34 protein-coding genes are annotated in these 25,964 nt (G+C 62.6%); 4 read left to right on the forward strand and 30 right to left on the reverse strand.

The window, feature by feature from the left end:
* The first annotated feature begins 10 nt into the window (after positions 1–10).
* The 3 genes from K7G19_RS07135 (at position 11) to K7G19_RS07145 (ending at position 2,281) form a co-directional block, all read left to right on the forward strand.
* Entirely contained in the window at positions 11–400 is a 390-nt protein-coding gene (locus K7G19_RS07135) for a hypothetical protein (protein WP_226106570.1), read from the forward strand.
* 234 nt (positions 401–634) lie between these two features.
* Positions 635–889, forward strand: coding sequence for a hypothetical protein (locus tag K7G19_RS07140; protein WP_226106572.1), 255 nt, complete (start codon positions 635–637; stop codon positions 887–889).
* Positions 890–1,609: 720 nt separating this feature from the next.
* Positions 1,610–2,281, forward strand: coding sequence for a hypothetical protein (locus tag K7G19_RS07145; protein ID WP_226106574.1), 672 nt, complete (start codon positions 1,610–1,612; stop codon positions 2,279–2,281).
* Positions 2,282–2,418: 137 nt separating this feature from the next.
* Here K7G19_RS07145 and K7G19_RS07150 read toward each other — a convergent pair whose 3' ends face one another.
* From K7G19_RS07150 to K7G19_RS07190, 9 genes are all read right to left on the reverse strand, one after another.
* Positions 2,419–2,808: a hypothetical protein gene (locus tag K7G19_RS07150; RefSeq protein WP_226106575.1), complete on the reverse strand. Its 390-nt coding sequence runs from the start codon at positions 2,806–2,808 to the stop codon at positions 2,419–2,421.
* Complete coding sequence (locus tag K7G19_RS07155) at positions 2,796–3,251, reverse strand: lysozyme (protein WP_226106576.1); 456 nt, start codon at positions 3,249–3,251, stop codon at positions 2,796–2,798. Before K7G19_RS07155 ends, K7G19_RS07150 begins: the two co-directional genes overlap by 13 nt.
* The gene (locus K7G19_RS07160; RefSeq protein ID WP_226106577.1) at positions 3,241–3,492 is read right to left on the reverse strand and encodes an HP1 family phage holin; all 252 of its coding nucleotides are present in this window, start codon (positions 3,490–3,492) and stop codon (positions 3,241–3,243) included. The genes K7G19_RS07155 and K7G19_RS07160 overlap by 11 nt, the downstream gene beginning before the upstream one ends.
* Positions 3,493–3,704: 212 nt before the next feature.
* Complete coding sequence (locus K7G19_RS07165) at positions 3,705–4,703, reverse strand: TylF/MycF family methyltransferase (protein ID WP_226106578.1); 999 nt, start codon at positions 4,701–4,703, stop codon at positions 3,705–3,707.
* A gap of 250 nt (positions 4,704–4,953) precedes the next feature.
* The gene (locus K7G19_RS07170) at positions 4,954–5,967 is read right to left on the reverse strand and encodes a hypothetical protein (protein WP_226106579.1); all 1,014 of its coding nucleotides are present in this window, start codon (positions 5,965–5,967) and stop codon (positions 4,954–4,956) included.
* A gap of 9 nt (positions 5,968–5,976) precedes the next feature.
* Complete coding sequence (locus tag K7G19_RS07175; RefSeq protein ID WP_226106580.1) at positions 5,977–6,636, reverse strand: DUF2612 domain-containing protein; 660 nt, start codon at positions 6,634–6,636, stop codon at positions 5,977–5,979.
* 4 nt (positions 6,637–6,640) lie between these two features.
* Entirely contained in the window at positions 6,641–7,822 is a 1,182-nt protein-coding gene (locus tag K7G19_RS07180) for a baseplate J/gp47 family protein (protein ID WP_226106581.1), read from the reverse strand.
* Positions 7,822–8,175 (reverse strand): hypothetical protein, encoded by a 354-nt coding sequence (locus K7G19_RS07185; protein WP_226106583.1) that lies wholly within the window; start codon positions 8,173–8,175, stop codon positions 7,822–7,824. The genes K7G19_RS07180 and K7G19_RS07185 overlap by 1 nt, the downstream gene beginning before the upstream one ends.
* Position 8,176: 1 nt before the next feature.
* A complete protein-coding gene (locus K7G19_RS07190) occupies positions 8,177–8,902 on the reverse strand; it encodes a Gp138 family membrane-puncturing spike protein (RefSeq protein WP_226106585.1) in 726 nt (241 codons plus the stop codon).
* A 10-nt stretch (positions 8,903–8,912) separates the two neighbouring features.
* Between K7G19_RS07190 and K7G19_RS07195 the strand changes: the two genes are divergently transcribed.
* Positions 8,913–9,566 carry a hypothetical protein gene (locus tag K7G19_RS07195; protein ID WP_226106587.1) on the forward strand — a complete coding sequence of 218 codons (654 nt, stop codon included), beginning with the start codon at positions 8,913–8,915 and terminating at the stop codon, positions 9,564–9,566.
* Here the strand turns inward: K7G19_RS07195 and K7G19_RS07200 are convergent.
* From K7G19_RS07200 to K7G19_RS07300, 21 genes are all read right to left on the reverse strand, one after another.
* The gene (locus tag K7G19_RS07200) at positions 9,563–10,546 is read right to left on the reverse strand and encodes a hypothetical protein (RefSeq protein WP_226106589.1); all 984 of its coding nucleotides are present in this window, start codon (positions 10,544–10,546) and stop codon (positions 9,563–9,565) included. The genes K7G19_RS07195 and K7G19_RS07200 overlap by 4 nt on opposite strands.
* Positions 10,543–10,860 (reverse strand): hypothetical protein, encoded by a 318-nt coding sequence (locus K7G19_RS07205; protein ID WP_226106591.1) that lies wholly within the window; start codon positions 10,858–10,860, stop codon positions 10,543–10,545. The genes K7G19_RS07200 and K7G19_RS07205 overlap by 4 nt, the downstream gene beginning before the upstream one ends.
* Positions 10,860–11,435: a phage baseplate protein gene (locus K7G19_RS07210; protein WP_226106593.1), complete on the reverse strand. Its 576-nt coding sequence runs from the start codon at positions 11,433–11,435 to the stop codon at positions 10,860–10,862. The genes K7G19_RS07205 and K7G19_RS07210 overlap by 1 nt, the downstream gene beginning before the upstream one ends.
* Positions 11,432–13,270 (reverse strand): mannosyl-glycoprotein endo-beta-N-acetylglucosamidase, encoded by a 1,839-nt coding sequence (locus K7G19_RS07215; RefSeq protein ID WP_226106595.1) that lies wholly within the window; start codon positions 13,268–13,270, stop codon positions 11,432–11,434. The genes K7G19_RS07210 and K7G19_RS07215 overlap by 4 nt, the downstream gene beginning before the upstream one ends.
* Positions 13,271–13,444: 174 nt before the next feature.
* Positions 13,445–13,894, reverse strand: coding sequence for a phage tail assembly chaperone (locus tag K7G19_RS07220; RefSeq protein ID WP_226106597.1), 450 nt, complete (start codon positions 13,892–13,894; stop codon positions 13,445–13,447).
* 2 nt (positions 13,895–13,896) lie between these two features.
* Entirely contained in the window at positions 13,897–14,340 is a 444-nt protein-coding gene (locus K7G19_RS07225; protein WP_226106598.1) for a phage protein, read from the reverse strand.
* Positions 14,341–14,351: 11 nt separating this feature from the next.
* On the reverse strand, positions 14,352–15,827 hold the full coding sequence (locus K7G19_RS07230; protein WP_226107051.1) for a DUF3383 domain-containing protein: 1,476 nt from the start codon (positions 15,825–15,827) through the stop codon (positions 14,352–14,354).
* A 9-nt stretch (positions 15,828–15,836) separates the two neighbouring features.
* On the reverse strand, positions 15,837–16,427 hold the full coding sequence (locus tag K7G19_RS07235; RefSeq protein ID WP_226106599.1) for a hypothetical protein: 591 nt from the start codon (positions 16,425–16,427) through the stop codon (positions 15,837–15,839).
* Between the two features lie 3 nt (positions 16,428–16,430).
* Entirely contained in the window at positions 16,431–16,802 is a 372-nt protein-coding gene (locus tag K7G19_RS07240) for a hypothetical protein (protein WP_226106600.1), read from the reverse strand.
* Between the two features lie 62 nt (positions 16,803–16,864).
* Complete coding sequence (locus K7G19_RS07245; RefSeq protein WP_226106601.1) at positions 16,865–17,413, reverse strand: hypothetical protein; 549 nt, start codon at positions 17,411–17,413, stop codon at positions 16,865–16,867.
* A gap of 32 nt (positions 17,414–17,445) precedes the next feature.
* The gene (locus tag K7G19_RS07250; RefSeq protein WP_226106602.1) at positions 17,446–17,922 is read right to left on the reverse strand and encodes a hypothetical protein; all 477 of its coding nucleotides are present in this window, start codon (positions 17,920–17,922) and stop codon (positions 17,446–17,448) included.
* A gap of 89 nt (positions 17,923–18,011) precedes the next feature.
* Positions 18,012–18,278, reverse strand: coding sequence for a DUF4054 domain-containing protein (locus K7G19_RS24905; RefSeq protein ID WP_370639506.1), 267 nt, complete (start codon positions 18,276–18,278; stop codon positions 18,012–18,014).
* Positions 18,279–18,286: 8 nt separating this feature from the next.
* A complete protein-coding gene (locus K7G19_RS07260) occupies positions 18,287–18,733 on the reverse strand; it encodes a hypothetical protein (RefSeq protein WP_226106603.1) in 447 nt (148 codons plus the stop codon).
* 10 nt (positions 18,734–18,743) lie between these two features.
* On the reverse strand, positions 18,744–19,781 hold the full coding sequence (locus K7G19_RS07265; protein ID WP_226106604.1) for a DUF2184 domain-containing protein: 1,038 nt from the start codon (positions 19,779–19,781) through the stop codon (positions 18,744–18,746).
* A gap of 13 nt (positions 19,782–19,794) precedes the next feature.
* The gene (locus K7G19_RS07270) at positions 19,795–20,289 is read right to left on the reverse strand and encodes a hypothetical protein (protein ID WP_226106605.1); all 495 of its coding nucleotides are present in this window, start codon (positions 20,287–20,289) and stop codon (positions 19,795–19,797) included.
* Positions 20,290–20,302: 13 nt separating this feature from the next.
* Positions 20,303–21,571: a DUF2213 domain-containing protein gene (locus K7G19_RS07275; protein ID WP_255650722.1), complete on the reverse strand. Its 1,269-nt coding sequence runs from the start codon at positions 21,569–21,571 to the stop codon at positions 20,303–20,305.
* A 47-nt stretch (positions 21,572–21,618) separates the two neighbouring features.
* The gene (locus tag K7G19_RS07280) at positions 21,619–21,810 is read right to left on the reverse strand and encodes a hypothetical protein (RefSeq protein WP_226106608.1); all 192 of its coding nucleotides are present in this window, start codon (positions 21,808–21,810) and stop codon (positions 21,619–21,621) included.
* Between the two features lies 1 nt (position 21,811).
* Positions 21,812–22,489, reverse strand: coding sequence for a phage minor head protein (locus K7G19_RS07285; RefSeq protein ID WP_255650738.1), 678 nt, complete (start codon positions 22,487–22,489; stop codon positions 21,812–21,814).
* Complete coding sequence (locus K7G19_RS07290) at positions 22,395–23,963, reverse strand: DUF1073 domain-containing protein (protein ID WP_226106613.1); 1,569 nt, start codon at positions 23,961–23,963, stop codon at positions 22,395–22,397. Before K7G19_RS07290 ends, K7G19_RS07285 begins: the two co-directional genes overlap by 95 nt.
* Entirely contained in the window at positions 23,960–25,501 is a 1,542-nt protein-coding gene (gene terL / locus K7G19_RS07295) for a phage terminase large subunit (RefSeq protein ID WP_226106615.1), read from the reverse strand. Before terL ends, K7G19_RS07290 begins: the two co-directional genes overlap by 4 nt.
* Complete coding sequence (locus tag K7G19_RS07300; RefSeq protein ID WP_226106616.1) at positions 25,452–25,901, reverse strand: hypothetical protein; 450 nt, start codon at positions 25,899–25,901, stop codon at positions 25,452–25,454. The genes terL and K7G19_RS07300 overlap by 50 nt, the downstream gene beginning before the upstream one ends.
* Between the last annotated feature and the right edge of the window lie 63 nt (positions 25,902–25,964).

A 25,964-nucleotide genomic window follows, 5' to 3' on the forward strand; every position in this document is an offset into this window, starting at 1 on the left:
GACATGATCAATGACCAATCGGTATTGCCCGGCCGATCTGCCCGCGCTCACGGCCGAAGAGCTGCGAGACATCTGGGAGCGAAATCGCGTGCCGGATGTCCGCGACCTGCTATGGGAAATCGCCCGCCTGCGTCAGCGCGTTAGCTCGGCGCACTACTTCATCGCGCTCGTTGAGGTCGGCCAGCCGGGCGCGCAGTTGATGGCGCACACCTACCTGGCCAACTTTGCCGCGGAGCCATGCGTGCTCGAGGAGATCGAGGCGGACTACAGCAGCGGCACGCCCGGCTCGCGCAAGTGGCGCGGGGAAATTCCGACCGATGAAGAGCTCCAGCTGTTCGAGGCGATGCACCGGGAGGCGCGCGAGCGGATCAATGAACGGAAGCGCCGGCGGCGCCGTTGAGGGCCATGGCCCGACCGGGTTACGATTACGTGGCCTAAGGTCCCAACCGATGGCGCTGGGCCTGCCCCAACAGGCTCATTGTGCGTCTGCCCCCAGCAGGCGCACTTTTTTTGGATTTGGCGAGCCGCGGCAAAACGAGGGTCGGAAGCCCCACTTTGGGAGGGTTGAGACCTCATGACGGCAGACCGATAAAGATGAGCGCCACTCTCGGCGCACAACACTATCGACATCCGTATGAGAGCAATTAAGACTGTCCTCTTTCACCTTCTGCGCACCTTCCGCGGGCTCTTTCTCTTTGGCTGCAAGCTTCTGTCTGGCCTATTCCTGCTGGGGTTCATCGTTACCCTTTTCGCAGGGGACCGCATCGGCCTTGGTCAGAAGCTCACGATCCTCGCATTTTCGGTTGGGTTCGGGGCGCTGGCCTGGTACTACGACATGCTGATTTTGAGGCTCAAGCCCGACAACGTCGAACTGACGTTGTTCCAATAAGCGAGCCAAGGAAGGATCGTATGGCCGTAAAACGTGCGCTTTGTGCATTAGTTTTGATGAGTGCCGGTTTGGCGATCGGCCAGACGGTCCTTGACGGGTCCGGGGCAGGGATCGACAGAGCCATACTTGGCCGAATGGTAGCCACCGTTTCATATGAACTCCGTGATCCAACGTCCGCGCAGTTCCGGAATATTCGCCGATCAAAGGTTCCAGGGGCGTACTGTGGTGAGGTCAATGGAAAAAACGGCTTCGGAGGCTACGCCGGGTTCACCCCCTTCCTATATCGTGAACCTCGCCTAATTCCGGCGCCGGCGGACGACCCCGGCCCAGGGCGGCAAGAACCGGCCTCTGCGACGGTCCTCGACAAAAAATCGGAACGGAACCTTATGGCGCTGACAAACATGCCGCTTGCAATCTCCGGCTGCACGACTGACCAAGGCGATTTCATTGTTCGTTGATTGGACTGCCAATCGTCAACGCACCGTATGCCCGCTCACAGGCTTTCCCGGCGATCCGCGCGGTCAGTATATGGAACCAGGACTCCCGCTCGGCGGTTAGCGTTTTTGTGCGGCCGCGGCATGTGTGGGAACCTCGAACCCGGTGCCGAGACACCGAGATGGCGAGGAGCTTCTTGGGGTTGTCCGGCGGATGGAATGGAAGCAGAGCCGGCGCCCATCGATAGAAAGACCAACACGGCGCCGCAACTGATCGAGGAGAACAATGAAGGCTGAAGAAATACAGGAGCGCTGTCAAGAACTCGTGCGGCGAGGTGAAGCGCTTGCTTCTTCCGTTGGATGGTCCCAGGGGCGCCGAAAGCACTGGATCGACACAAGAGACATCGTGGACGGCAGGGCATTCCTCTCATCTGTCCAGAACCTGGTCCGCATTGCTGCGCCCTTGGACTCACATTTTTCGAGTCAGATGGACGCGATTATGGCGCACGAGAACCTTAGGGGGGACGGGGTTCCGGTACACTCGATTGACGCAGCAACAGGCTTGCTCAAGTCCCTTATGGATGAATTGCAACGTGGTTTCTTGCGCCGAGCCGAGTACTACTATACCGCGACGACATTTGACGAGTTCCTCGACCATGCTGAGGTATACCACGGGAGCGGCAAGGTAACCGAATCATCCGTTCTGGTGAGTGCCGTGTTCGAGGACGCCGTCCGTCGCACTGCCGACAAGCATGAGGTTGCACAAGCCGGAGTCAGCCTGGAAGCTATTATTGACGGCCTAGTGAAGGTTACTGCTATCACCCAGATTAAAGCAAAGCGATGGAAGGCCGGTGCTAGCATCAGAAACAAGGCAATGCATGCCCAATGGGCTGATATTGACATCCGGGACGTTGGCGAACTGATACGCGTGACGCGCGAAATTATTGAGAATCTTTAGGCCACGCCTCCACCGTTTTCCGATGGCGGGACGCACAGTCCCCTAGCGAAGTCAGCACTGTCACCGCCCAGTCCTGCCAAACGTCATAGTCGGCCACCGCCGGCGCGTCCGGCACCACGCACGGCGCGGCCAGCGCGCTATCGAGCGGCGGCGGCTTGCTTGGCGGCGTCGACGGCGTCGGACAGCTTGCGCACCCGGAAATCGTCAGGGCGACAATCAGCAGGCAGAGGCTTCGCATTCTTCAGTTCCTTCCTGATGGCGCTGGCAGCGGCGTCCAGCTGGGTCGAGATCCCCCGGTATTCGTCGGCCCGGGCTCGGATGTCGGCGCTAGCTGCCCGCAGCTCGCCGATCGCCTGATTCGCCGTTGTCAAGTCCGCCCGCGCGCGAGCCGCGGTCAGCTCCGCGATCTCGGCGTCCTTGCGCCAGCCATTGGCCGTCCAGCCGGCACCGAACGCCGCGCCGGCCAGCACCACTGCAGCGACCGCGCGCCACGGCACATCGGCCGCTCCGATCCTCATCCCAGGCATAGCGCCCTCTCCTGCTCCCGACGGTTCACCAGCCCCGGCAGCTTCACGCCCTTTGCATAAACCCAACGCGGCAGCTCATTGCACGCGCCCACGTAGTCGCCGGCATTGAGCTTGCGCACAAGCGTCGAGCCGCAGAAATTGCCGCGACCGACGTTGTAGGTGAACGACACCAGCGCGGTGCGCTGGCCTTCCGTCAGCGGCACACGAACGCAGGCATCGACGTCAGCATTGGCCGCCAACAGATCTCGCGCCAGCAGGGTGTCGCACTGCTCGCGGGTGTAGACCTGGCCGAGTCGAACGCCCTTGGTGGCGCCGAAGCAAGCCGTCGGGATGCCGACAGGATCAAGGTATGCCGTCTGGCGCAGACCCTCGAATGCGGCCACGAGCGGGACCGCTGCTGCAATGCCAACGGCGATGACGCGGCGGCGGAGATCAGGGCTCATCGCGCGCCTCCAGGACCCGCATGCGCGCGGCATGTTCTTCCCGCTCGCGCTCGTCGCGCGCCGCACGCTCTTGCGCCTCAAGCTTGTATTTCAGGCGCGTGTACCAGGCATTGAGCCCGAACGTCAGGAGCGCCGTCACGATACCGACGATGACGCCGATGTCGGCCAGCGTCAGGGAAGCGCCGATCGAGGTGATCGCGCCGGCGTAGCTCGTGGCTTCGACGGGATGGAGTTGTCGCATGTAGACCCCGGAAAAGAAAAAGCCCGCTCTGCGGCGGGCGTTGAACCAATGGGGAACAGACGCGCGTGACTGGCGCGTCTATCACCTATCCAAACATCAAAGAACATCGCGATCGGCCACTAGGGCGCGCACATGGTGACGCTGGGGTATCGGTTCTAGGAGAAGGCGCCGGCATTGAGATATCCGCCGGCTGCCAACAGCAGTAGATATGCTTACCGCATTTTGATCAGGAAGTATTGGCCGCTTTTGAAAAGCTTGTAATAACGCCTCCCCTCCTCGGTTCCAAGGAACTCTTCCATGGTCATGAAAGCCCCATATAAGCCAGGCGTCGACGTCGGGTCTTCTGCGATGATGATCCCGCCAACCTGGACAAGAGGAGACACCTTTGTGTATGCAGCGAGCGTAGGCTCGTACATATCGACATCGATGTTGGCCACCGAGATGCATTTGATCGCTTCAGGAAGGTCGTCCTGGCAAATATTGTTCACGACAAGTTCGTTTTGCACCGACAGGTGAGCAAACGTCTCTCGCAAATGCGCCATGGTCTCGTTGCGACCATAGAGCTTGTGAGTGTCCGACCAAAGAGCATCCGAGCTCTTCCTGGCCTGCTCGTAGTTAAAGCCTTCGAAAGTGTCGAGCAGCCATGCCCTTCGCGCTGGCGCACCGCCTCCCTTCTTCAACTGCTCGAGGTAGTTTAGGGCCGTCAGGGCAGACCCGCCACGAAATACACCGATCTCTACATAGTCGCCTTCGAGATGCGAAGTGATTTCTAGTGCCTCGCAGATATTCTCGTGAATGGATGTATTGAGATGCGATACGCGTTCCTCAAGGGCCCATGTTGCCTTCAGCGCATCATTGGCCTTCCGATTAACGAATCGGTACGACGTCTTGTCGAAATTGGGGTGCGGAACATATGCTCCACCGCACTCCTTTATTCTGCGAAGGGTCGGCAACGAGTCTGAATCGCACCCGAAGTACAGGTAGAAGACCCCAGCTCGAACCTCTTCATACGAAAGCCCATCGAGGGACGATACCACTGTCGCGCCCATGGACGAGATCGTCTCGTGCGGGATGTGCTGATCCGTCACGATATAGACAGCTCGCCCAGGGAAAGCTCGCGGACTTAGATCCTTCGTGTTCTGCGTGTACGGCTCGTACAGAGACAGATTTGCGAAGAGTTGATCCTCGGGAAAACGTTTGAACAGGTCCATGTCTTGCTTGATAGAGTGGCCGCTAGTGCAGACTCTAGCACAGCGAATGCCCTACTCATGCTCACGCTCTGGCGCCGGTAGATTCATCCGATCGGATGGAGATCGAGCATTGAAATACTCCGCCCAGCGGGGATCGGACGCTTCGAGGTCGCCTTGGTTGGGGAACGTCGCAGCATCTTGGATGCAGGCCAGATAAGACAGAATTTCAGTCTGGTTCTCGTTTATGAATTGCACGTGCAACAGCGTCATATCAGAACCCATAGGAGGAGATGATGATTTGATACGAAAGTGTCGATCCAGATGTAACGAAAGCGGCGTAGACGATATTCTGGGCGGAACCCATGAGCAGTCCATAGAAGTTCTGCAACTGACCACCCGCTGCGCCGCTATTCCAAGAAAAGCGACGCTGGCCAGCCCCATAGGTGGTGGAGTACAGATCCAAATGGTAATCGCCAATAGCGCTACCCGTGATCGAGATGCTGCCAGAAACATGTTTCGCATTGCGCGGTACGACCGATGCAACCGATATATTGGTCGGCGTCATGCTGGAGGCCGTGGTGTCGGAGGCGATTACTGTCACCGGCGCAAGTGCAATTTCACGACCGTCTTGAATACCGATGACTAACTGTCCGCTGGCATTCGTCGGCCATACAGACACTAGCGCCGACGCCGTGTAACCAGCCGGCATGTTGGCGCCCCCATACACCTCCGGCTGAGCAGAGCTAGTGGCATTGCGTGCCAGCAATGCGCTTGCGCCGGTCGTTGGGTTGTAGATCGCGTACAGCGCGACGTACCCATTGGCCGGCGCTGTGCCCGTATCCATGCCGCCGGCGCCCGTGGTGGCCAGGTTGATCGTCTTACTGAAGCTCGGAAGGCGATAGGTCAGGCCGCCCAGCGCGGTCTCGACGATGATCTCGTCCGCCGTGAACGTGGCAGTCGAACTGGCCGCCGCCACGGACATTCGACCGTTGCGCATCGAGCCAACGACGCCGACTGAGGATGCGCCGGCGGCAGCCTTCAGGTTGGCGAGCAACGTTGCCGTAGTGCCGTCGTCGACCGCATCTTCACCGGACTGGTCGGCAATAAACTGGGCCAGCACGGCCGCCATGATGCTGGCCTGACGCCAGGCCTTATTAAGCTGCGCCGACTGCGCAACGCCGGACTGGAAGCCGGACAGACGCTGCGCCAGGGCTTCCCAGTCGGCCTGGGACATGACATTGGCGCCGGCGCCCGTGGCGAAGGGAAGAAAGTCACTCGTTGCCATCGATTGTCCTTACAGTGGTTTGCCCCAGGCCCCTGAATCGAAGCCGGATATGAAGTTGTTCTGCACGTCGAATCCGAAGATCGGCGCGTTGTCGGTGCTAACGATGATCAGGTTGACCCGGACGCCTTCCGGCTTGAGAGGGATGTATCCCTCAGCCACCAGTGCCAGAAACACTGCCGACGGCTGCTGACCGGCAATGCCGATCGTCATCGTCATGTCCTGGTTGTCCTGGATAAAGACGTGCGTGTCGTCCCCGAATATGCTGTTCAGGATGGCGACGGACCCCTCCATCGTTCCGTCCCAATGGTTCGCGCCGATCTTGGCCCGGATCACGAGGCGGTAGGTGTCGTCGTCCAGCGTCGTGAGGCCCGTGTCCGGGTCAAACGGCCCTTTCCAGATGCCCTGATCGAAGCCGAGCCCGTCTATGTCCAGTGAGAAGTAGACATCGGTCAGCGGCGTGCGGATGATCCGCGAAATGCCGACCCAGCGGCCGACGTCATCCAGTTGCACTCCGACTGCTTTGTCCAGGTCGAATTTGCCCGGCATGCTGCCAAGCACGTTCATCAGGTCGACCATCGGCTGCGCCAGCGCCGCGACTACCGCCATGAACTTTGGCCGCTGATTGTGCTCCGACGTGATAAGGCCGGTGTAATCCGTCAGCTCTGCCATTGCGTCAGCTCACATTGAGGGTCACGCTTGCCGGCGTGCAAGACGCCGCCTCGTTAAACAGCAGTGCGACATCCGGGTTGCCTGCACCGCGCGGCCCTGTCATCGAGAGGCCGGTCAGCTTGAACGTCACCCCTCCGCCGACGCTGTTCGCCGCGGTGATGGCATCCGCCCATTCCACGCTGCCCGACAATCCGCCGCCGATGGCCACGCCATTGATGTAGTCGGCGATCGCTTGCTTGATCCCGTCGCCTGTCTGGCTCGTGTAGCCGGCCAGCGCTTTCACGTTGACCGTGACAGTGATCGGCGCGTCGGTCGGCCGGAAGAATCGGATCGTGATCGGTCGTCCGTAGACGTCCGTCGTGACAACCGCGGTCGTCCCGTAGGTACCCGAGCCTGGCGTCTTCTTCACGGCAATGGCGTTGGCGATCGCGTCTGCATCGCCGCCGTCGACCACCAGCGAGATCGAGTGCGACGGGATGCCGTTGGCGTCTGTCACACTCGTGTCGTTCTCGTAGGCCACGAGGCGCGCCACACCGGTGATGTTCGACACGGCGCCGATGATTCCGTCCAGCACGGTGCGCGACGGCAGCGCAGTCGATACAGTCTGACGCTGGCGCAGGGCCGCATCGCTCTCGACCGGCGCGCCTTCTGCCGCCGCAGCCGGGTTCGTGACTGTCTGCCAGCCGCGCGTTGGCGTTCCGATCTGGTTGATCGTGCCCGCAGCAGCGGACACAGCACCGATGGTCAGGCAGGTCGCGGTAACGGTGATCTGACCTTCCGGCGGGATGACAACCGACGCCGGAAGCGCCCACTGGATGCCGTTCGCGTCCTTCGCGATGCCGTTGGTGATAGTCGTCCCAGCCTGACCCACGATGACCAGATCGGCCGTCGAGAACGACGCGACCTTGCGGGCGATCCCGTTGATCTTGACGTTGCTGGACAGCGCGTCCTGCTGAGCGGTAGCCGGGCTGAAAGACCGGTAGATGGCGATGGCCACCGAGTTGGCGTCGCTGATCGCCTTGGCGAACACTCCCAGCAACTGGCCGTCCTGGCTATCCGCCTCCAGATATACGTCCGGCCCGTAGATAGCGCGGTACTGGTCCTTGAGGTATTCCAGCACTTCGGCGTAGGTCGGTGCCGTGATGCCGCTGGCGTCGATCGTCGGTGCGGTCGTGGTGATGGCCATTAGAGCGTCGCCTGCACTGTGGTGGTGCCGTAGATCGTGTTGATAGTCGCCGTCACGCTAAGGTGCCGGCGCTCGGTATCGAGGTTGCTGGAGTAGCTGGCCAACTCGGTCACGCCCTGCGTCCCTAGTATGCGTTGCCGGATCGCGGCGTCATAGGAAGCGGCGGTGTATTTGCCGAGCACCTCAGTTGCCCACGGCGTGCCCTCGGTCGTATCGAGGAACCACTCACCGCGCAGCAGCCGCAGTCGCGTCATCACCGCTTGGCCTACGGCGTCCGGGCTGTCTTTGTAGAAGTCGGCCTGTCCCCCACCGAAAACGTAATCGCCGTCGGCGTCCAATTTGCGATACCGCATGTCATCCGCCCTTTACCGTGCTCGTCAGGTGAGTGTTCCCCATCTGCTGATTCGGGACTCCGGTCACGCTGCCGGTTTCGTTGTGCGTGTGCTGGTTGAACAGGGATTGAAATGCAGAAGTCACGAAGGACAACAGAGACTGCCCCGACGCGCCGAGACTGATGCTCGGAGCAGTCACGCGCGCCGAAGCGCTGGAGGTGACGTTCACCGGCGCCGTCGTCTGGATGTTGATCGCATGGGTGGCGCCATTCACTTCGACAAAAGCACTGCCATCGTCGGTTCGCAGTTGAGCTGCTGTAGTGCTCACGCCTTGCAGCGCCCGTGGCTTCGATCGAAAGCCCAGGAACACGAAGCCGTCGGACAGGTCATGCATCCGGATCTCGGCCTGCTCCTGGACGCCGCCCGATTGCCACCATGCGTCGATACAACGGCTGGCGAACACAACCAGGCATTCGTCGCCCGGCTTGACAGGAAAAGTCAACGTACAATTCCCGCCAGACGGAAACTGCACCGGGCAGTCGACCAGCATCGGGAGTGCCACACTCTCGATCGTGCCGTCGAGCTTGCGCACCGGAATCTTGATCGTCGGCTGAACCTCGGACGTCTGCGCTTTGGCATCGAACGACTGGATAACCCCTGGCAGCGCCGTCCAGATGCCCGCGCGCAGTCCGTCGAACGCCTCCCGAAGCGCTACCTCGGGATCGTCAACCCGCTCTCGTCTATCCATGGTGTTCGCTATGAAGAAGCTGGTATTGCTTGTCTCTCTGCTTTCGCCCTTGGCGTCTCAAGCCGCCCTGACTGACGAGCAAGGTCAGGCCCTCATGGAGCAGCTAATCTCCAGCTCAAGAACATGCAGCAAAGCGAAGATTGACGACAGGCAGGGAAGGTTGGCTTGTGAGCAAGCGCAGAACCTCGAAAAACAACTCTTCGCGGGCGGCTGGTGCTACTCGCCGGAGACTAGGCGTTATGCAACGTGCGACCCAGGCTACAAGGATTTCCTCGACGATGTGTTCGCCAGACGAAAGACCGCACACCGAGAGGTGATTTGGGCATATCCACTGTCCCCGGTAGCCATAAGCGAGCTTCTTCCATTAAGCAGCTTCCCCGTTCGCTTTTACCCAGAGAGACCTTGCCGCCTTCCATTGGCTAACGCCACGAACATGCGGCATGTGGAGCAAGCCGTTGGGTCGTCGACCTACCAGGGCTGCTATTGGCGCATCCTTGGAAATAAGATCGGGACAGTCATACTGGTTGGCGGCACGCCCAATTACGACACGTTCCATGATTCCTCTGTTGTCGTAACGAAGCTCGGCAAGAACGGTACGCATGTCATGGTCGTGGATCGGCTTATGACACTAGAGCAGATTCGTACGTCTATATCCCGAGACTAGCCATATCGCTTGATGACGTTCGGGGGCAACTGCGGCACCCCAAGCGTCGCCCTATTCTCCAAATCAACGTTTGCCAGGCCAGTTCCATCCGCCGCTAAGCAAATGACTTCAGTGTAGTAATCGTTCCCGCGCGTATCGCCGTAGTGTTCGACGACCATGACGTAATAGAAGCCGTCATTCTGGAGGGTGTTCTGTTGGGACACCCGTTCATTCTGTTCTTGCTGGCTGATCGACAGCCCGTACTCGTAGCGCTGAATGCTGGCGTTGTCGAGCTGGATCAGGCGGCTGATCTTGATGCTCGGATTGAGCAGCATCTTGACCGTGATTCCGTTCTGGGTCTGCTCAGGCAGACCCACCATTCCGGTTTCGGCTGTGATCTTCGGGATCTCGCCCGGCGCGTACGACGTCTCAGGCACCATCTGGAGCTTTCCATCCTGGATGCTCCAGACCATCGCATGCGTCTTTGCTGCGATCCGAAGAAAATCGCGCGCCATCCCGAACATCACCTTGCCGCGCGGCAGGGGCTTCCCGGGAACGGGAGCAACGTAGCCGCTACCAACCCCGAAGTGCTCCATCTCCTTGGTGCAGACACCAACATGGTCACTGAGCGTCGATCCTGCGGCCAGCGTCTGGTTCACCACGGCGAAGTTGTACGCGCGATCGCCATCCGCCGCAGTAATGTCCAGATACGTGTCCGTCTGGCTCTCGCGGCCGCGTCGGACTTGCACTAGCGTCCCGTCGAAGATGATCCCGTAGTTGCCCTGGTAGCCTGCCTGCAGCACCACGCGGCTGAACTCGCGCTCGATCCTTTGGGCCGTGTTCTCCGATACGTTGTAGACGCGGATGCGAGCCGAGTTCGGCGTCTGCAAGTCGCCGCGGCGCACGTCGAAGCGGAAGCGCAGCTCCGACAAGTCCAGCGCGGCGCCGCTATCCTGTCCGATGATCAGCGAGACCTTGCGGCCGAATTGCGGCGTGCTCATTCGTCCGTCACCCAGAAGAGATGCGACCCGATCCCAAGATCCTCATACGTCGGCACGTTATCCGGGTCGTCTGCACCTTGAACCCATAGTCGGCCGGCGAACCCGAGGTGCCGGTACTGACCAAGCAGGTCGATACCGGTTACCAGAGGGATGCCGGTCGCCAGCGGCGCGTTGTTCGCGTCCGCGATGTCGAGAATCCACCCCGCGTCCCCGGCCTTGCGATACTGAACCGTCAGCCGGTAATCCACGCCACTGAGCGTGATCGTGAACCGCTGCGGCTCCGGCGATAGCGGGATCTCAAAGAAGTTCGGCATCACATGCTCGTTGGTGGTACAGACCCGCCCGGCGCAGGCGTTGCCGGCGCCGCTGCCTTGACGCCAGTGTTCTGCGTCTCAGCGGTGGCAGCCGGGTCTGCCTGATTGGCCCGTGGCGGCAGCGTGGTCGCCTGCGTATTGACGATGCGTAGCTGCTTCAGGGTTGCCGTGACCGATAGCGCCGCCCCGGTCTTCTGGTCCTTCAGCACGGACAGCGACTTGAACAGCATGCTGTCGTACTTGCGCAGCGACGTCACGACGTCGAACGGCTCCCGAAGCTCTTGCAGGGCCAGAAGCTGGGAGTAGACCGTGCTGATGTAGTCAGCAGTCGGCAGGCTGCCACCGAGGAATATCGCCTCCAGCGTGCCAGCCAGCGCCATCAGGTCCGAATTGCTCCAGCCGCATTTGATGACCACCTCTGGTTGCCGTTTGAAGGCGTGGTCATTGATCTCCGCCCCCTGCTCTACCGGGTGCTCGGTGATCTGCAGCTCGTCCTGATACGCCTCCTCGAAGGTAACGGGTATCGTGATCCCGCCGATGCTCTTCGGCACGAAGGTGATCATGTCGAGGATCACGACACCGCTCCTTGAAGGTTGCGCACGAGGTCGCCATTCAGGCGTCCTTGCTCGCGCGAGACTTCCCGACCGGCCGCAGCAGCATCGTTGACGCCGTACACGTTGATCTCGGTTCGCTGCTCGAGCTGCACGCTGTTGCCGCCTGGCGCTCGCTGCGCGTACACCGGCGGCGACGCCGTCATGGCTGCCCGGGTGTTGCGCAGCGCCTGCTCCAGTTGCTCGACCGAGATGGACGCGCGGTTGTTGCCGACACCGTCGTAGAAGCTCTTGCCGGTCGCCGGGTCCGCGACGCTCGCCCATTCCCGGGCAGCGGCTTGCATGGCGGCGACGATGTTGTCGCTGGCGCCGGTCAGGTAGTCCTTGATGGCCGACCGCTTGGAGCCAACCAGGTACTCGCTGAAAATCCGGTCCTGCAGCCCGCGATCGAACTTCTCCGACCCCGTGAGACCCAGCTTCTTGACCGCATCCGCCAGGGTGGTCTTGATGATCTGGTACCGACCGGCGGCGTTGAACTGCCCTTCCTGCTGGGCGCGCATGACCTCAGCAACGGTCATGCCCTCCAGATTCTCGGTGCCAGCCTTGTAGCCGCCCTTCGCGCCGCGATTGACGCTGTTGTAATCGCCCTCGCCCCTCGCAATCAGCTTGCCGAATGGCGTGTCAGCGAGACTCGTCTTGCCACCGGCCGATGCTCGTCGCCGGGCAAGTTCTTCTTCCTCGCCCTTGTTCAGGCCGCCGTAGTGGAACAGCAGCGCTGCAGCGCCGCCGGCCTTGGCCAGCCACGGCAGGAACCGCGACAGAATGCCGGCCGTCGCGCCAGCACCAGCCGCGCCTCCCGCTCCAGCGGCAGCTCCACCAGCGGCCGCAGCGGCGGCATTTGCTGCCCCGAGCGCTCGCACGGCCGTGACCATCTTCCAGATGCCGGAGATGATCTGGAAGCCGCCCAGCACCTTGAACGCACCGATCAGCAGCAGGATCTGCGTTGACCAGCCGTTGGTTGCCTTGTCGAGCTCGATAAACTTGTCGATCACCCAAGCCAGCGGCGGCCCCATGGCCTCGGCCGCGCGCAGCACGGCGCTTGCAATGGTGGCCACGCGATCGGCAATCATCGGCGAGTTCTCTTCGAACCACCGCTTGAACCGCTCCAGTTGTGGCCCGACCTTGCCCAGCAGCGACGCCTGGACCTTGATGGCGAAGTTCTCGAACGTCGTGCCGAGATCGCGCAGAGCGATCATGAAGGCATGCGCGTCCTTCGTTGCCTTGTCAAGGCCGTTGTTCCGGGACATGTCCCGGTACTGCTGCATGAACTTGGCGAACTCGCCATCGCGCATCGCCAACAGCAGGTTCTCGTCGATGCCCAGGATGCTGCCGTACTGGTTGGCGAGCCAGAAGTCCTTCTTCCCCAACTCCTTGCCAAGGTCGGCCAGGATGTCGACGGTATCGCGCAGCTCGCCGTTGGCGTTGCGCGTCTGGACGCCGATCGTGCCCAGATACCCCTCTCCTGCGGGGTTGTTGCGCAGGAACTTCGCCAGGTTTTCGACCGTGCCAAAGGCGGCCTCGGACGAGACACCGAGATTTCGAGCGGCGTACTCGAACGCCTTGAGGCTCGTCGCCGCAGCGCCGGTCCGCTTGGAGACGAAGTACAGGCCCTCCAGCTTCGACGCGAAGGCCGAGACGCCTGCGCCGATCGACAGAGCAGCGCCCTGGATGGTGCTAACCAAGCGGACGACGCCCTTCGTGGCCTGCTCGACGCCGGTATTGAAGTTCTTCAGGCCCTTCTCGTCGACCTTGAACCCGAGCGCGACGAGAAACTCGCGGATGACAGCGCTATCGGCCATTGTTCTGTTCCAGCATGCGGCGCGCAGCCGCGAGGTTGTCGCCCCGAACCGCGATGGCGTCGTTCATCAGAGCGACGTCTTCCAGGCCCAGCGTGCCGTCGATCAGCGATTCGTACTTGCACCAGCCCTCGGCAACCGGCGCCAGAAGCCAATCCTCGCCGCCCGGGAGAGTCCTCAGCCAGCTTGTGTCGCCTCCGGCCCGCTCTGCTGGCTGGTAAGCAGGCCTTGTGTAAAAGACCCGAGGTTGGCCCTGATGACCTGAACAACGAGAGGGAGCGTCACAGACAGGTCCATGTCGTCGAACATGGCTACCTTGCCGGCCGCCGACCAGACGTTTGCCCAGCCGGTCGGCTGCTTGCGCTGCACGACCGACAGGCAGGCGCCGAAGACGTATTCGGCGTCCTCGTCCTTCAGGGCTGCCAGGCCATCGGCAAGCGGCTGCAGCGCCTGCGCCATGCCTTCCAGATCCTCGGTCAGCGCCCTCCCGCTTTCGCGGAAGCGCAGGAACACCGGGATCAGCGCCGGCAAGATCGGCGCGATGCGGCGCGATACATGGAACTGCTGCATCGCGCTGAGCCGGCCGATGGAGTACTCGTGACCGGAGAGTTCGATCTTGGTCGTCATCGTCAGTACGTCCCGAGCATCTCTTCGATACGGCCGGCGTCAAACACCCATTCGACGATGCCGCCTTCGGTGGCGTAGTTCAGGTCCGGCACCTTCTTAAAGGCGCATTGGATGCCGGTGGCGATGTCGCCTGCGACCGACTGCGTGACCGTGATGACGTTCTTGCCCCACAGTCGGCTTTCGATCTTCTGGGCGTTGTACAGCGCCATCAGCGTCCGGTTGACCGGGGAGGTCTTCAGATACCGAAGCGTGATCTGGCCCGAGTTGTCAGCGCGCAGGCTGTGCATGACGCTGCCGTCCGACCCCACCGTCATGGTGTTCTTGTCGTTCGCGGTAGCGATGGTGATGCCTTCCTCGGCGGTGGCCTCGCCATAGCCGAGCTGGAAGGCCCCGCCCGGGCCCACGAGCGACGCCTGTACGTCGATGAACGAATACGTTCCGGACATGATTTCCCCTATCAGCGGTTCACGTTGACCAGGATGTCAACGGTGTGAATGGCGCCGGCCTCCTTGGCCGCGACTTGGAACGGCACCGACTTGCGCGCTTCCCGGTCAGCCTGTGACTGCAGCGCGATCGGCGGCGCATAGACGTAGTAGCCCTTGGCCAGCGTGTCGCCCTGCCGGAGTGCACCGAAGCCGCCGGAGTTCCAGACGCCCGGAGCCAAATAGCCGTTGTTCACCGCCGCATCGCAGGCCGCCTCGATCGTTGCCGCGATCAGGGCATTCCCTGCATCCGTCTGCGGGATCTTGGTCGGCGACTGGTACAGCAGGTTGTACACATCGGTCTGGATGCGGTTCTGGAACCAGATCGAGTTGTAGACCGAGTCGATGAAGATGCCGCTCGGCGTGACGCCGTACTGGATGATCGCGGTGTCGTTGCTGTACTCGACGAATACGTTGCCGTTCTTCGCCTGGATGGCGTCGGCTTGGCTGCTGGTCAGGGTCTCCGGCACGATGCCGGGTTCCTGCTTGTACATCAGCGTGATCGTCGAGTTGTTCGCGTTGAAGTCGGTGGTCAGCAGCCGGCCGAGCATCGATGCCGCGGCATACGGATTGCTGCTCGAGTACTGCGAGAACGAGTACTTGTAGCCCTTGGCCCTGAAGCGCGAGAGGAGGTCCGTGGTGCTGGTCGGATCGAGCGCCAGCGGCTCCTGGCTCGTCGCACCGTACAGATGGCGCTGATCGGCCTCGACGAGGTCCGCCACCGACTCGTGCTGGTCGTTCGTCAGACCCGTATCCGCGAACATCAGGCCAAGGAACTTGTTGGAGAAGCGGTTCAGGAACAGCGCCACAGCAGCATCCGGCGTCTCCGGGCCGATGCCAGCGACCGGGACCGAAGCCACGCCGCTCGTCAGGCCCAGCATGGCCGAGATGTCCGTACCGGTGCTGGGCGCCGTCGCGTAGCTCAGCGTCGAGGTGGTGCCGGTAGTGTCCGAGGTGACCACGAACTGCTGGCCGGTCCACACGATCGTGGCGCCGGTCAGATCGGCTTGGATGGCGCTTGCGACGCCGTTCAGGTTGGTTTCGGCGGAGAAGTCCAGCGCGGTGAGCGACTTCTCGACGCCATCCACACTGATCTTGAAGCCGCCATTGGTCACGGCATTCCAGGCCGCCATGTCCTGTTGCGCGGCGGACAGAACGCCACCACGGATCGAGCCCGAGGTTGCGCTCTTGGCCCAGCGGCCGAGATACAGCTGCGAAGGCTGCGGCGTCTGCTGGAAGTAGAGCACGGCCGCCTTGTACTCAGGCGCCGACGTGCCGAAATCCGAGGCAACCGCGTCGATCGTGCCGTAGGAGCGCATGCGCTCGTTGGTGTCGATCACGGCCGAGGCGCCCAGGAACAGCGCCGTGTTCAGGTTCGCACCCTGCGCCGCCAGCGGCGACATGTTGATGGTGACGTCGATCAGCCGCGACACCGGCAATCCGTTGGGCATGGTCATCCTCTACTGGTCGATATTGGTGGTGCCGCTCATCGGCGGCACCGAGTCTGTCTCGGTCTTCACCTGGGCGGACAGGAGGTTGAGGACCGGATAGGTCCGGGTGATCTTGCGGCGCAGAGCGACGGTGACGTCGTAGCGGCGGATCCGCTGCTGATTCACGAGGTCCGGCGCCGCGCGAATCGTCCCGACCGACACAAACTTCATGTCGTTCAGGCCAAGCTGTTCGCTGTTCTGTGGGATGGCGAGACCATCCAACAAGCGTTGGGCATATCCCTTCGCGGCGGGCCCGTAGAACGTGCAGAGCAATTCGATGTCCTGGTGACGCTGGTAGACGTCGCTACCGTCGCCCGTCGGGTCATGCTGGATCGCGGGGCTCGCGTCGTTTTCCTGCGTCGTGATGCCTAGCGCGCACCAGTTCACTGACGGCTCGGGCTGCTTCGGCACAGTTGGCTGCCACCGCGGCCGCACCATCGTGGGCGGCAAACCGGTGATGCCGGCCACCATTTCCTGCAGCAGGTCGTCGAGTGCATCGTCCTCGAGCGGCGGCGATGCGGCGACTGGCGCCAGGTAGCCACCGGTCGAGCTGTCGTTCATGGCTTACCCCGAGAGAGGCTTGATGTCACAGGTGGCGCAGACAAAGCCGCGCCCGAAGTGGCTGTAGTCGTTGACCTTCGCCACCGTGTACGTCCGGCCGCGCCAGACGATCTCGTCGGCGTCAGCGCCATCGCCGCCATCGCGCAGACGGAACGGCGTATGGACGAGGATTGAGCCGACGATGCGACTTCCCTCGGCGATCCTCTCGAGGATGTCGCCCTGGTCGCTGGTCACCACGGCTGCGAACGGCGTGGCCGTGACGGTGTTGACGGCGCGCCCATGGCTGTCCACCGTCTGCGTCATCCGGTTGCACACCAGGCCGGTGTCCATGAAATCCGGGTCGAGCAGCACGTCGATGACGTCTAGTAGCGCCATTCGCGACTCCAAAACAAAAGCCCCGCACTAGGCGGGGCTGGAAATTTTTTAGCGGCGGTGCGTCACGCAACGCTCAGTCGCTGTCGCATAGCCTTGGCAATCATCTCGTGCTCTTCCGCGGTGCCGTCATTTTTTATGAGGTTCGCGCGATAGCCAACGATCCAGACATTCCCCTTTACATATCCCTTGGAAGCGTCAATCCGGTCCAGCGACGGTGAGTACGGCGTTCTCCGTTCTTCTGGTGCCGGGAAGGGATGGCCCAGCAATGGGCATGCGTCGCCCATCGGCGGGATGTCGTCGATCGAAATCGAGAACTCCACGCCGCGCGCCTTCGCCCTGGATCTTGCTTCCAGAAACAGCGCGCGCACGACATTCCGAGATCGCCATTGACGACGCGCTTCATTGAACCGATCGCGGTTTGCTTCGCGCCATTTCTTGGTCGCTTCCTTCCGCTTCTCTGGATTGTTCTCTCGCCATTTCTTGGCCGCGGCAAGCTGAGCAGCCTTGAACCCTTCCGGGTCGCGCTCTCTGCGCCTGGCTTCATATGCTCGCTGCCGCGCCAAGCGCTTTTCCCTCTGTTCAGGCGTTTCCTCTGCGGGTTTCCTTGGCATACCTCATCTCGAAATCGATGTCGTATGTAATGCTACTTTTTTCTAATTACATACACCACGGAATTTCTCAATTGGCCTGTGTCGATCAGCGGCACTGTGCCCGTCCTGCCGCGTCGGAGCCGATCTGCGATCGTGCTCGGCTTCAGGTCGGGCTTGATGCCGCTGTTGATCTTTGCCCGAACGCTGTTCTGTGCCTCCAGGCCAGCGGACGACAAGCGCCGCTCAACCGCTGCCGGGTCGCCTTCCAGCGCCGCGGTGGCCGCCTTCTCGAGTTGAGCGGTGGCCTTTGGAAGGGAATCAGATACACCGGGTACCAGAAACGGCCGCGCCGGCAGGTTGTTTGCCGGAGAGCCTGTCTCTTGGATGTAGCCGATGGCAGCGTTGCCGATCGGCGCGTCGTCCTTTCGCTCTGGCGCACTGTCGGGGATGCCGACCAGCACCTGCTTTTGGACGAGTCCGTTGATCGACTGCAGCACATCCTTCAGCCGATCCACCTTGATAATGCCCATGGGAAGCTCCCGATGGGCGCGCGCCTATAGCTGGAAGCCGCCGGCGCCCATCATCCTGGCGAGGGTGAGATACCGCACGCCGTAGGTGGTCAAGTTCCAGAATCCGCCGTCGTCGATCGTTGCTGCGCCTGTGTCGTAACTGGCGCGCCTACCGCGGCGGCCTGCTCATCCCGAGCAGCCAAGACGAGGTGGTGAGCCGTGCAGAGCTCGATGCCCTGATCGGTCAGGACGCCCCAGCGGCACGGATTGACGAGCGACACCGAGACCGTCAGCCAGAATTGGACGGCGGAATCGGGGTACTTGGTCGTATCCGAGAACTCGGGAAAGTCCTGTCTGAACTGGGCAACGTCAACCACGGCTCACCTTACTTGGAGGTCTTCGCGGCCGGCTTGGCCTCGGCTTCCGCCTTGGCTTTCGCTTCCGCATCTTCCTTGGCTTTCGCCTCGATAGCCTGCTCGCGCTCGGCGACGGCCTTCTCGCGCTCTGCCACCTTGGCTTCGCGCTGGTCCAGGTCAGCGGCGTGCTTGGTCATCGCCTCGACCATTCCAGCCGCATACTTCTCGCGCGCGGCCAAGTCCGCCTCGGTTGCCTGCAGAGCCTTGGCTTTCGCCTCGAGTTCGGCCGGCAGCTCGTCGGCCGCCGCTTCGGTGTCGGCGTTCTGAGCGGCCTCGCCGCCAAGATGCGCCTTCACGAACCAGTGATCGGCGACGTCCTGGTCGACGGTGTGGTTGCCGACCGGGAAATCGTGCTGCTTACCGTCCTTGCCCAGGAGCTTGAACGCCTTGGCCACGTGGATTTTAACCTTCGCCATGGCGTTCCCCTTAGATGCCGTCACGATAGCCGATCGTCTCGGGGTAGACCACCTCGACGACGCCCAGGCGACCGAAGTACGTGGTCAGCTGGCGGATGTCGCGATACTCCAGCGGCGTGCGCTGCAGCGGCACCAGCGGGAATCGGACCCGCTGCTGGTCTTTGGTGTAGGCGACCATGCGGTTCGCGCCAGCCGCGCCGCGGCCAGTCAGCCACTTCGACGGGAAGATGTCCAGCGGGCGGCCGTTGTTCGCGTTGGCGATGCTGTTCTCGCGCAGGTAGTTCAGCACGCTGATGTTGCCCGCTTCGCTGACCTTCCGTTGGACCAGGCGGCTGTAACTCACGGGATCGACCAGCAGTCGTTCCGGGCACACAGCATACGCCGACTCCTGCCAGACGCTGGCCAGCAGCTCGTTGACGTCGTCGAGCATCTGGTCCGGTGTCGCGGTCGCCCAGTTGCCGGTGACGGCATTCGCCACGTTAGTGACGGCGGCATTGTTGACCAGGCCGGTCACGCCGAGAACCGGGTCGCCGATGTAGACCTGCTCGTCGACGTCCATGTTGTGCTTGAGCACCATGCCCTGGTACTTCTGCTGGTCGACCGGGCGGCCGAGCTTCTGGGCCGATTCCAGCTCGGGGATGGTCCAGCCGATCTGCATGCCCCAGAGGGTCAGCGGGCTGGCGGTCTTGCCGATGTCCAGCGCGATACCGGCGATGGCCGAAGCGTCCTTGCCGATCCACGACTTGCCGTTGGGCGACGCGCCACCGGCGGCGGCGAAGCTCGAATTGGTGAACGACGAGGTTTCGTCAGCGATCGAGACGTCTTCGCGCAGGTCGATGTCACGCGACCAGGTGACCGACGCCAGCGGCATGTGCAGCGTCTGGTCCAGGCGCTCCAGTTCGCCGATCAGGAACGCGCCGGTGCTGTCGATGGTACGGCTGTCGAACGTCAGCATGCTGTCGCGGGTACGTGCGCGGATGATCGCCGGGGCATTGACCATGGCGATCGCGGCGGCCGCGGCCATGCGCGGAACGATGATTTTGCTCATTCTGGGTAGCCCCTTAGATGTTGAAGGCGATTTCGACGTTGCCGTTGGCATCGCCGCCGTTCATGAAGATGGCGCCGGCCACCGCAACAGTGTTGGTGCCGTCGGCAGCAGCCTCGATCCCACCGATGGGCTTGCCAGCTGCAGCGGCAGCGACGCGCACGTACACGGTGCCGCCCAGCGCCGGGGTGCCGGCGTTGTTCTTGACGGTCATGTAGCCGCGGCGCAGCACGTCGCACACGCCCTTGGTCGGCGGCGTTGCGGTGCCCAGCGGCTCCGAGCCAGCGCCACCCGTGGTCGGGTACGGACGGACCAGCAGGCCATAGATGACGGCAGCGGTGTCACCGCTGGCGACGGGCACGAACTTGCCCGCAGCCAGCTTGCCGAACAGGCCGTAGCCGGGGAACGGCAGCGCCGGGTCGAAAATCTGCGGTTCGACGGTGGCTTGCGACTGGCGCGAGATGTCCCCGGGAATGCCCGAGGCCATGCGATACAGGATTGCGTTGCTCATGTGGGGCACTCCCTTAGTGTGCGGACCGATCGGCCCAGAATTTGCGGTTGGCGGCGTTGATGTCTGCCACGGTCTTGGCCTTGCCGAAGTCGCGCGTCGGCGCTGCACTGCGGGTCGTGCCGGCGTTGTTGTGCGCCTTCACCAGCTCGCTCGCGCCCATGAAGGCGGCGTGCACCAGCGCGGCCGGCAGCTTCTCGAAGTCCACCGTCTTGCCGCCCAGGAACGGGGCGATGGCCTTCTTGCCGGCCTCGGTCTGGTACGCCAGGTCGAGCGCCTTGCGCTGGCACTTGCACAGGGCCGCGGCGCGGTCCTTGGTGTTCATCTTGGCGTCGAGGGTCGGCAGCTTGATGCCGGGCGCCAGAATCTCGGCGCGCGACGGGATGCTGGCCGCGGCGTCGCCGGTGTACAGGTCGACGTCGGATTCGTCCAGCTTGGCGGCCGTCTCGGCTTCCGTCAGGTCGCCTTCGTCGCCGGTCTTGGCCTTCTCGTCGTCGTCCTCGTCCTCGTCGTCGGTTTCTTCGCGCTCCGAGTCCCGGGATTCGAGCTTGGACATGCGCGAGTCCAGCGCCTTCACCGTCTTCAGGATCTGGCTCAGGGTGTCGCCGGTCTTGGCTTCGCGCTCCTGGGCTTCGCGGGCCTCGCGCTCTTCCTCGGATTCCTCGTCGAGGGCCGTCTGGCCTTCTTCGATGGCTTCCTGCACGGCCGCCTCGTCCTTGGCCTTCATCGCCGTCATGAGGCGATCCAGCCAGGTTCGCTTGCCCTTCGGCTTGCTGTCTTTGGTCTTCATGTCTTCGGGTTCCTTATCGCCGATCGCGCAGCGCGGACCGCACCGGCCGCGCTCGACGAGGGCTACGTGGTTTCCAATGATTTCGCGCTGCACCCCGCGCCCAGGTCCTACCTGCTCATACCCTGCGTCGTATCCGCAGGACACCTCTCGAAGCCCAGCTCGCACCTCGTCGATGGCCCCTTGATTGGTGATCATCAGATCGGCAAGAAGAAGGTCGTCTTCAATGCCGGTTCCTCGCCGGACGTTCATCACAGTTCCGACGGCGAGGTCGTTCCAGTTTGATGGCCCAACAAAGTCGTCCGGGTGGTCCATCGTGACGGCCGCACCTTCAAAGCTGGCAATCGTTTCCGGCCGGAATACTTCGTCGGGCGTTCGGCTGATGCGCACGATCCCGTCGGGCCCAGGCTCCACCGGAACTTCGCCGGCGCCATAGAGCATTTCCCCGGTTCTGGCAATCGGCACGTCGTGGCAAACGAGGAATCCGGACGGCGTCAACGATTGCTTTGGCCCAAGGATTTCGGGTGTGAAAAATCGCATAGCCCTCAGGCGCGGGTCGCGCGCTGCTCTTGGATGATTTCGATGAGATACGGAGCTGCAGCGTCCCCATACGTCTCGGGACTTGCGGCGGCCATCTCGGCCTCGCTCCAGAAGCGATCGGGCTCCTCCCGGTATCGACGGTCCCACTCCGTGAAAGCCGCGGCCAGTTCTTCGCAGGTAATCTCGATCTTTTCCATTTCAGTCCTCGGGAATCACAGGTTCCGGGTAGCACCGGCAGTTCGGAAACTGCCCGGCGTGCCCCGTCATGCCGTCCAGCGTGGGAGGGTCGTCCCAGCGCACGAACTGGCCATTCATCTTTCGATGCGAGTCGCGGACGTCCGAGTCGCCAGAGGTCCGCCAGAAATAGCCCGGCGAGCCAACGTGCAGGGCTCTCGCCTCGGTCAGCGTCGAAGCGGTCCTGGCGACCTCAGTGCGGGCAATCAGGTCAGCGCGGCTCTTTGCCACCTCACCCGATGCCTGAATGGCCTTGGATATCTCCGACGCCCGGGAGCTGTTCTCCAGCCCCTCGATCGTCAGCTTGTGAACGCGCTCTGCAGCCTCGATCGGGATGGACTTGATCAGCCCAACCTGCTCGGCCATCAGTGCGCGCATGGTCGCCCCCGTCGGAGCGTTCCGAATCTCCAGCGCCAGTTCGCGCGACATCTCGCGTGCCTGGGCCATCCACGCCTGCTCATCTCGGCGGTTGACCTCGGCCAGCATCTGGGCGGCGGTCGCCTGGGCCCAAGGTGTCAGGGCCTCGGCGTACCGCCTCAGAAGCTGCTCAATCGTCGGCGCTGCGCTTGGATCGCCAGGCGGAAAGCCATTGACGAGCGCGCCCACCCGCTGCGCGACCTGCCGTAGCTGCGTCCTGTACAGCCTTTCCGGCCCGCTCAGCCTGACCGGGTTCTTCCGTCGTTTCCGATCGGTCGTTCTGGTCATCAGCATTGGGCAGTTCCAGTTCAGGTGCTGGCGGCGGCTCGTTCTCCGCTTCCTCGATCGCCTCGTCCGAGATGCTGGTGAAGACGCCGTGGCTATGGCTGGCCTGGCGCAGCTCCTTCATCGCCGTCGGTCGGTCGATCAGGTCGGCGTCGTAGGCCGTCACGATGGCCTCGGTCGTCGTCTTGGCGTTGGTCGCCTTCTCGGTGTCCGAGAGTTGCCATAGCGACGTGAAGCTATAGGCGAAGCCTTCCGGCGGCTTGTGCCCAAGCTCCGAGCGCACGAGCACGTCAAACAGCCGCGTCAACGGTGCGCGTAGGCGCCGCTCCTGCTGCTGCTTGATGTTGTCGTAGTAGGTCCGCAGGTCCGACTCCCCGCTGGAGTTCAGGCCAGCCGGCGATTGGCCGAACAGGCGCACCAGCGGGATCTGTAGCGCGCCGGACAATTGCTGCCCGAACTGCATCAGCACGTTGTCCAGCCCGGAGAACTGGTATTGGTGAGTCTCGAACTTGTCCGCCGCGTCGATCAGGGTCATGCCCTCGTTCGACTGGAACCGGCGGATCATGTCGACGTTCTTGAGCAGCCCTTCCATGGCCGGGCCACCGGCCGCGATGATCTCGCGCAGCTTGTCGACGCTCAGCGTGCGAAGGTGGGCCTTGTAGACCAACTGCGCCGCGCCGATCGTCGTGCTGTCGAACGCCACCAGGCGGTCAATCAGCCGCTCGATGACCGACTGCCCCCACAGGTTTTCGGCGATCTTCTGCCAGTACGGCAGCTCGACGCCGTCAATCCGCAGTACCCGGCTGTAGTGGATGCGCTGCCGCGACAGCGCCATGCTGTCGGCCACCACGTCGTAATAGCGCGGCATGCCCATGTCCGGGCCCATTTCCTTGACCAGATCGGACAGCGACGGCTGCACCAGCCATCGGTCGAGCACGAATAGGCCCTTGAACTGGCCGGGCCCAACGCTGTCAGGATTGAGCGGCGTGGACGGGTTCTGACCGTCGATCAGCATCACCGCAAGCGCACCGCCGTAGAGGCGCGCCCACTTGATCGTGTCGTTGATCCGATCCCAGAGCGCCAGGCGCTCGAAACCGGCCGTTAGCTTGTTCCGGTCGCCCGGGTCCAGATCGGCATCCAGATCGACGCCAGCGCGGGTCATATCGTCCGCGACCACGTCGACTGCCTGGCCGACCACCCACGACGACCGGTACATCGCCTCCATCTGCACGCGATTGCGGCTGATGAAGTCGAACCCGTAGGTGTACTGCGATGCCTGATTGGCGGTGCCCAGGCCGACGCGCGCCTCGAAGTTCTGGAAGCTGTCGCCGCTGGCCCAGCGCTTCGCATTGGCGGAAGCCGCGACATTGGCCTTGTGCGCCATCGCCGCGTCTTTTCGTTGTTTGCGATTCATTGTGCAAGCCTTGCCCAGGTATCGATGACCCGGCCAGAGGCCAGCAGGTCGTTAATCGCATCGACGAGCGGGTCGATCTGGTCGTCGTGCGCGTGCGTATCGTCAGGGGTGAACGCGTCGCACTCCTGCGTGAAATCGCTCACCCACGGCGCCGACTCGGGGATGTTGACGTACCCCGAGTCGATGTAGCTAACCACGTCCATCACGCGCGTCAGCTTGTCCTTATCCCGCTCGATTCCCTCGATGGGGATGCCGCCGCTTTCCCGGATGTCCTGGATCAGCCCCGTGCCGCTGGCCTTGTCCTCGACTCGCATCTTCACCAGCGCGGCGCCATGTGGCATGCCGAGCGGCAGATGCTTGTTCCAGAAGTCGATCGCCTGACGGCGCAGCTGAGGCGCCTCCCACTTGCCGCGGATCTGGTCGAGCAGGTAAATCCGCCCGTTCTTGCCCAGCCCCCAGCACTGGAAGACGCTGTAGTCGTTCCGCTCTGCGGTCTTCTGCGCCGTGTCGGCGTAGATGACGCGCTTGACTAGCTCCGGCACCACCGAGTAGCGGCCAAAGTTGGCGCTCTTGATGATCCCGCCGCCCAGCGGGCTCGGCCGCTGCATGTACTGGCCGCTAAAGACGTAGCGGTCTGCCCGCTCCATCTCCAGCATGTCGGCCAGCGGCTCCTTGTACGGCCAGTAGCTGAACCGGCCGTCCGCGTCGGTATCGACACGCTCCACCATGGCGCGGACGCGCTCAGGCAGATTGGCGACGTAGCTATCGGTGATCAGGGCCGGGACCTCGATGAACTCCCAGTTCCCCGGCACCTTGCCGGCCTTAATGAAGCCCGTCGGGTCTTCCTCGGCCAGCCGCTGCATGATCACGATGATCGGCGTGTCCGGGTTGGCCTTCCGGCTCTTGACCGTCGACAGCAGCTTGCGGTTCGCCTTGTCGCGGTTCGTCTTGCTGTAGGCGTCCTCAACCTTGAGCGGATCGTCGATGATGATCGCGCCCTGCCACCCTTCGGCCATGTGGCCGGCCCGGAAGCCGGTGATCTGGCCACCAAGCGACACCGCGTAGACGCCGCCGGCCTTCTTGCCGTCGACGACCACGTTCCAGCGCTTCTTCGACTTGGCGTCGTCAGCGATGGCCAGCGGCCACAGCGCCTGGTATTCGTCCGATCCGACGATTTCCCGGGCGGTCTCGCTGTTGAGCAGCGCGAGGTCGTCCGAATACGAGATGTGCAGGAATCGGGCACGCGGATTCAGCGCCAGGCCGCGGGCAATCAGGTTGATCGCCACGAGCTCGGTTTTCGACGAGCCAGGCGGCACGTTGATGACGACGTTCTTGAGCTCGCCGTCGATCACCCGTTGCACCGTATCGGCGATCAGCACGTGGTGCCAGTTGACTCGAAACTTGATGCCCTGGCGGTGCTTGAAGAAGTAGCGGCTGAAGAACAGATGGTCCCGCTCGCACTTCGCCTTGATGACCGCCCGTTCGAGATCAGAATTCGGCCTCGACTCGGTCGACGATAGCTTTGACTTCGCGTTCATCGACCACCGTCGTCTTCTGTTCGATCGGGCCGCCGTCCTTGCCGACGTGCTCCTGCGTCACCTTCTCGCCGAAGTCGACGCGGTTGAACTTCGCGCAGTGCCAGCGTCGGGCGTCCATTCGGACCCGGGCAACGGCTGGGTCAGGCTCGGTATCGGCGATCTCAATAACTTCCTCGGCGTGGAAGTACGTTCTCGCCCGGCACGCCTCCAGATACAGCTTGCGCAGTCCCTCGTCGGACGCAATCCAACGATTGATCTGCTTCCTGTCGGGCAGGTCCGAGCCTTCGCAAATCTGCCTCACGCTCTCGCCGCCAGCGATCCGTTCGCAGACGACCTCCATGACAGCAGCCCTATCCCACGATCCGTCTTCGGAGCGGAGGTTGGGTGCTTCGTTCGACATGGGTCAGATCAGAATAAGAAAAGCCCCGCCGAGACCGGACGGGGCGAACTCGCGGTGGGCGCG

The organism is Cupriavidus sp. DB3 (assembly GCF_020418465.1).
GTDB lineage: Bacteria > Pseudomonadota > Gammaproteobacteria > Burkholderiales > Burkholderiaceae > Cupriavidus > Cupriavidus cauae.

Excerpts from the sequence above, each read along its gene's own strand:
- K7G19_RS07135 (WP_226106570.1), top strand. The coding sequence starts at position 11 with ATGACCAATCGGTATTGCCCGGCCGATCTGCCCGCGCTCACGGCCGAA.
- K7G19_RS07140 (WP_226106572.1), top strand. The coding sequence starts at position 635 with ATGAGAGCAATTAAGACTGTCCTCTTTCACCTTCTGCGCACCTTCCGC.
- K7G19_RS07145 (WP_226106574.1), top strand. The coding sequence starts at position 1,610 with ATGAAGGCTGAAGAAATACAGGAGCGCTGTCAAGAACTCGTGCGGCGA.
- K7G19_RS07150 (WP_226106575.1), bottom strand. The coding sequence starts at position 2,808 with ATGCCTGGGATGAGGATCGGAGCGGCCGATGTGCCGTGGCGCGCGGTC.
- K7G19_RS07155 (WP_226106576.1), bottom strand. The coding sequence starts at position 3,251 with ATGAGCCCTGATCTCCGCCGCCGCGTCATCGCCGTTGGCATTGCAGCA.
- K7G19_RS07160 (WP_226106577.1), bottom strand. The coding sequence starts at position 3,492 with ATGCGACAACTCCATCCCGTCGAAGCCACGAGCTACGCCGGCGCGATC.
- K7G19_RS07165 (WP_226106578.1), bottom strand. The coding sequence starts at position 4,703 with ATGGACCTGTTCAAACGTTTTCCCGAGGATCAACTCTTCGCAAATCTG.
- K7G19_RS07170 (WP_226106579.1), bottom strand. The coding sequence starts at position 5,967 with ATGGCAACGAGTGACTTTCTTCCCTTCGCCACGGGCGCCGGCGCCAAT.
- K7G19_RS07175 (WP_226106580.1), bottom strand. The coding sequence starts at position 6,636 with ATGGCAGAGCTGACGGATTACACCGGCCTTATCACGTCGGAGCACAAT.
- K7G19_RS07180 (WP_226106581.1), bottom strand. The coding sequence starts at position 7,822 with ATGGCCATCACCACGACCGCACCGACGATCGACGCCAGCGGCATCACG.
- K7G19_RS07185 (WP_226106583.1), bottom strand. The coding sequence starts at position 8,175 with ATGCGGTATCGCAAATTGGACGCCGACGGCGATTACGTTTTCGGTGGG.
- K7G19_RS07190 (WP_226106585.1), bottom strand. The coding sequence starts at position 8,902 with ATGGATAGACGAGAGCGGGTTGACGATCCCGAGGTAGCGCTTCGGGAG.
- K7G19_RS07195 (WP_226106587.1), top strand. The coding sequence starts at position 8,913 with ATGAAGAAGCTGGTATTGCTTGTCTCTCTGCTTTCGCCCTTGGCGTCT.
- K7G19_RS07200 (WP_226106589.1), bottom strand. The coding sequence starts at position 10,546 with ATGAGCACGCCGCAATTCGGCCGCAAGGTCTCGCTGATCATCGGACAG.
- K7G19_RS07205 (WP_226106591.1), bottom strand. The coding sequence starts at position 10,860 with ATGCCGAACTTCTTTGAGATCCCGCTATCGCCGGAGCCGCAGCGGTTC.
- K7G19_RS07215 (WP_226106595.1), bottom strand. The coding sequence starts at position 13,270 with ATGGCCGATAGCGCTGTCATCCGCGAGTTTCTCGTCGCGCTCGGGTTC.
- K7G19_RS07220 (WP_226106597.1), bottom strand. The coding sequence starts at position 13,894 with ATGACGACCAAGATCGAACTCTCCGGTCACGAGTACTCCATCGGCCGG.
- K7G19_RS07225 (WP_226106598.1), bottom strand. The coding sequence starts at position 14,340 with ATGTCCGGAACGTATTCGTTCATCGACGTACAGGCGTCGCTCGTGGGC.
- K7G19_RS07230 (WP_226107051.1), bottom strand. The coding sequence starts at position 15,827 with ATGCCCAACGGATTGCCGGTGTCGCGGCTGATCGACGTCACCATCAAC.
- K7G19_RS07235 (WP_226106599.1), bottom strand. The coding sequence starts at position 16,427 with ATGAACGACAGCTCGACCGGTGGCTACCTGGCGCCAGTCGCCGCATCG.
- K7G19_RS07240 (WP_226106600.1), bottom strand. The coding sequence starts at position 16,802 with ATGGCGCTACTAGACGTCATCGACGTGCTGCTCGACCCGGATTTCATG.
- K7G19_RS07245 (WP_226106601.1), bottom strand. The coding sequence starts at position 17,413 with ATGCCAAGGAAACCCGCAGAGGAAACGCCTGAACAGAGGGAAAAGCGC.
- K7G19_RS07250 (WP_226106602.1), bottom strand. The coding sequence starts at position 17,922 with ATGGGCATTATCAAGGTGGATCGGCTGAAGGATGTGCTGCAGTCGATC.
- K7G19_RS07260 (WP_226106603.1), bottom strand. The coding sequence starts at position 18,733 with ATGGCGAAGGTTAAAATCCACGTGGCCAAGGCGTTCAAGCTCCTGGGC.
- K7G19_RS07265 (WP_226106604.1), bottom strand. The coding sequence starts at position 19,781 with ATGAGCAAAATCATCGTTCCGCGCATGGCCGCGGCCGCCGCGATCGCC.
- K7G19_RS07270 (WP_226106605.1), bottom strand. The coding sequence starts at position 20,289 with ATGAGCAACGCAATCCTGTATCGCATGGCCTCGGGCATTCCCGGGGAC.
- K7G19_RS07280 (WP_226106608.1), bottom strand. The coding sequence starts at position 21,810 with ATGGAAAAGATCGAGATTACCTGCGAAGAACTGGCCGCGGCTTTCACG.
- K7G19_RS07290 (WP_226106613.1), bottom strand. The coding sequence starts at position 23,963 with ATGAATCGCAAACAACGAAAAGACGCGGCGATGGCGCACAAGGCCAAT.
- terL (WP_226106615.1), bottom strand. The coding sequence starts at position 25,501 with ATGAACGCGAAGTCAAAGCTATCGTCGACCGAGTCGAGGCCGAATTCT.
- K7G19_RS07300 (WP_226106616.1), bottom strand. The coding sequence starts at position 25,901 with ATGTCGAACGAAGCACCCAACCTCCGCTCCGAAGACGGATCGTGGGAT.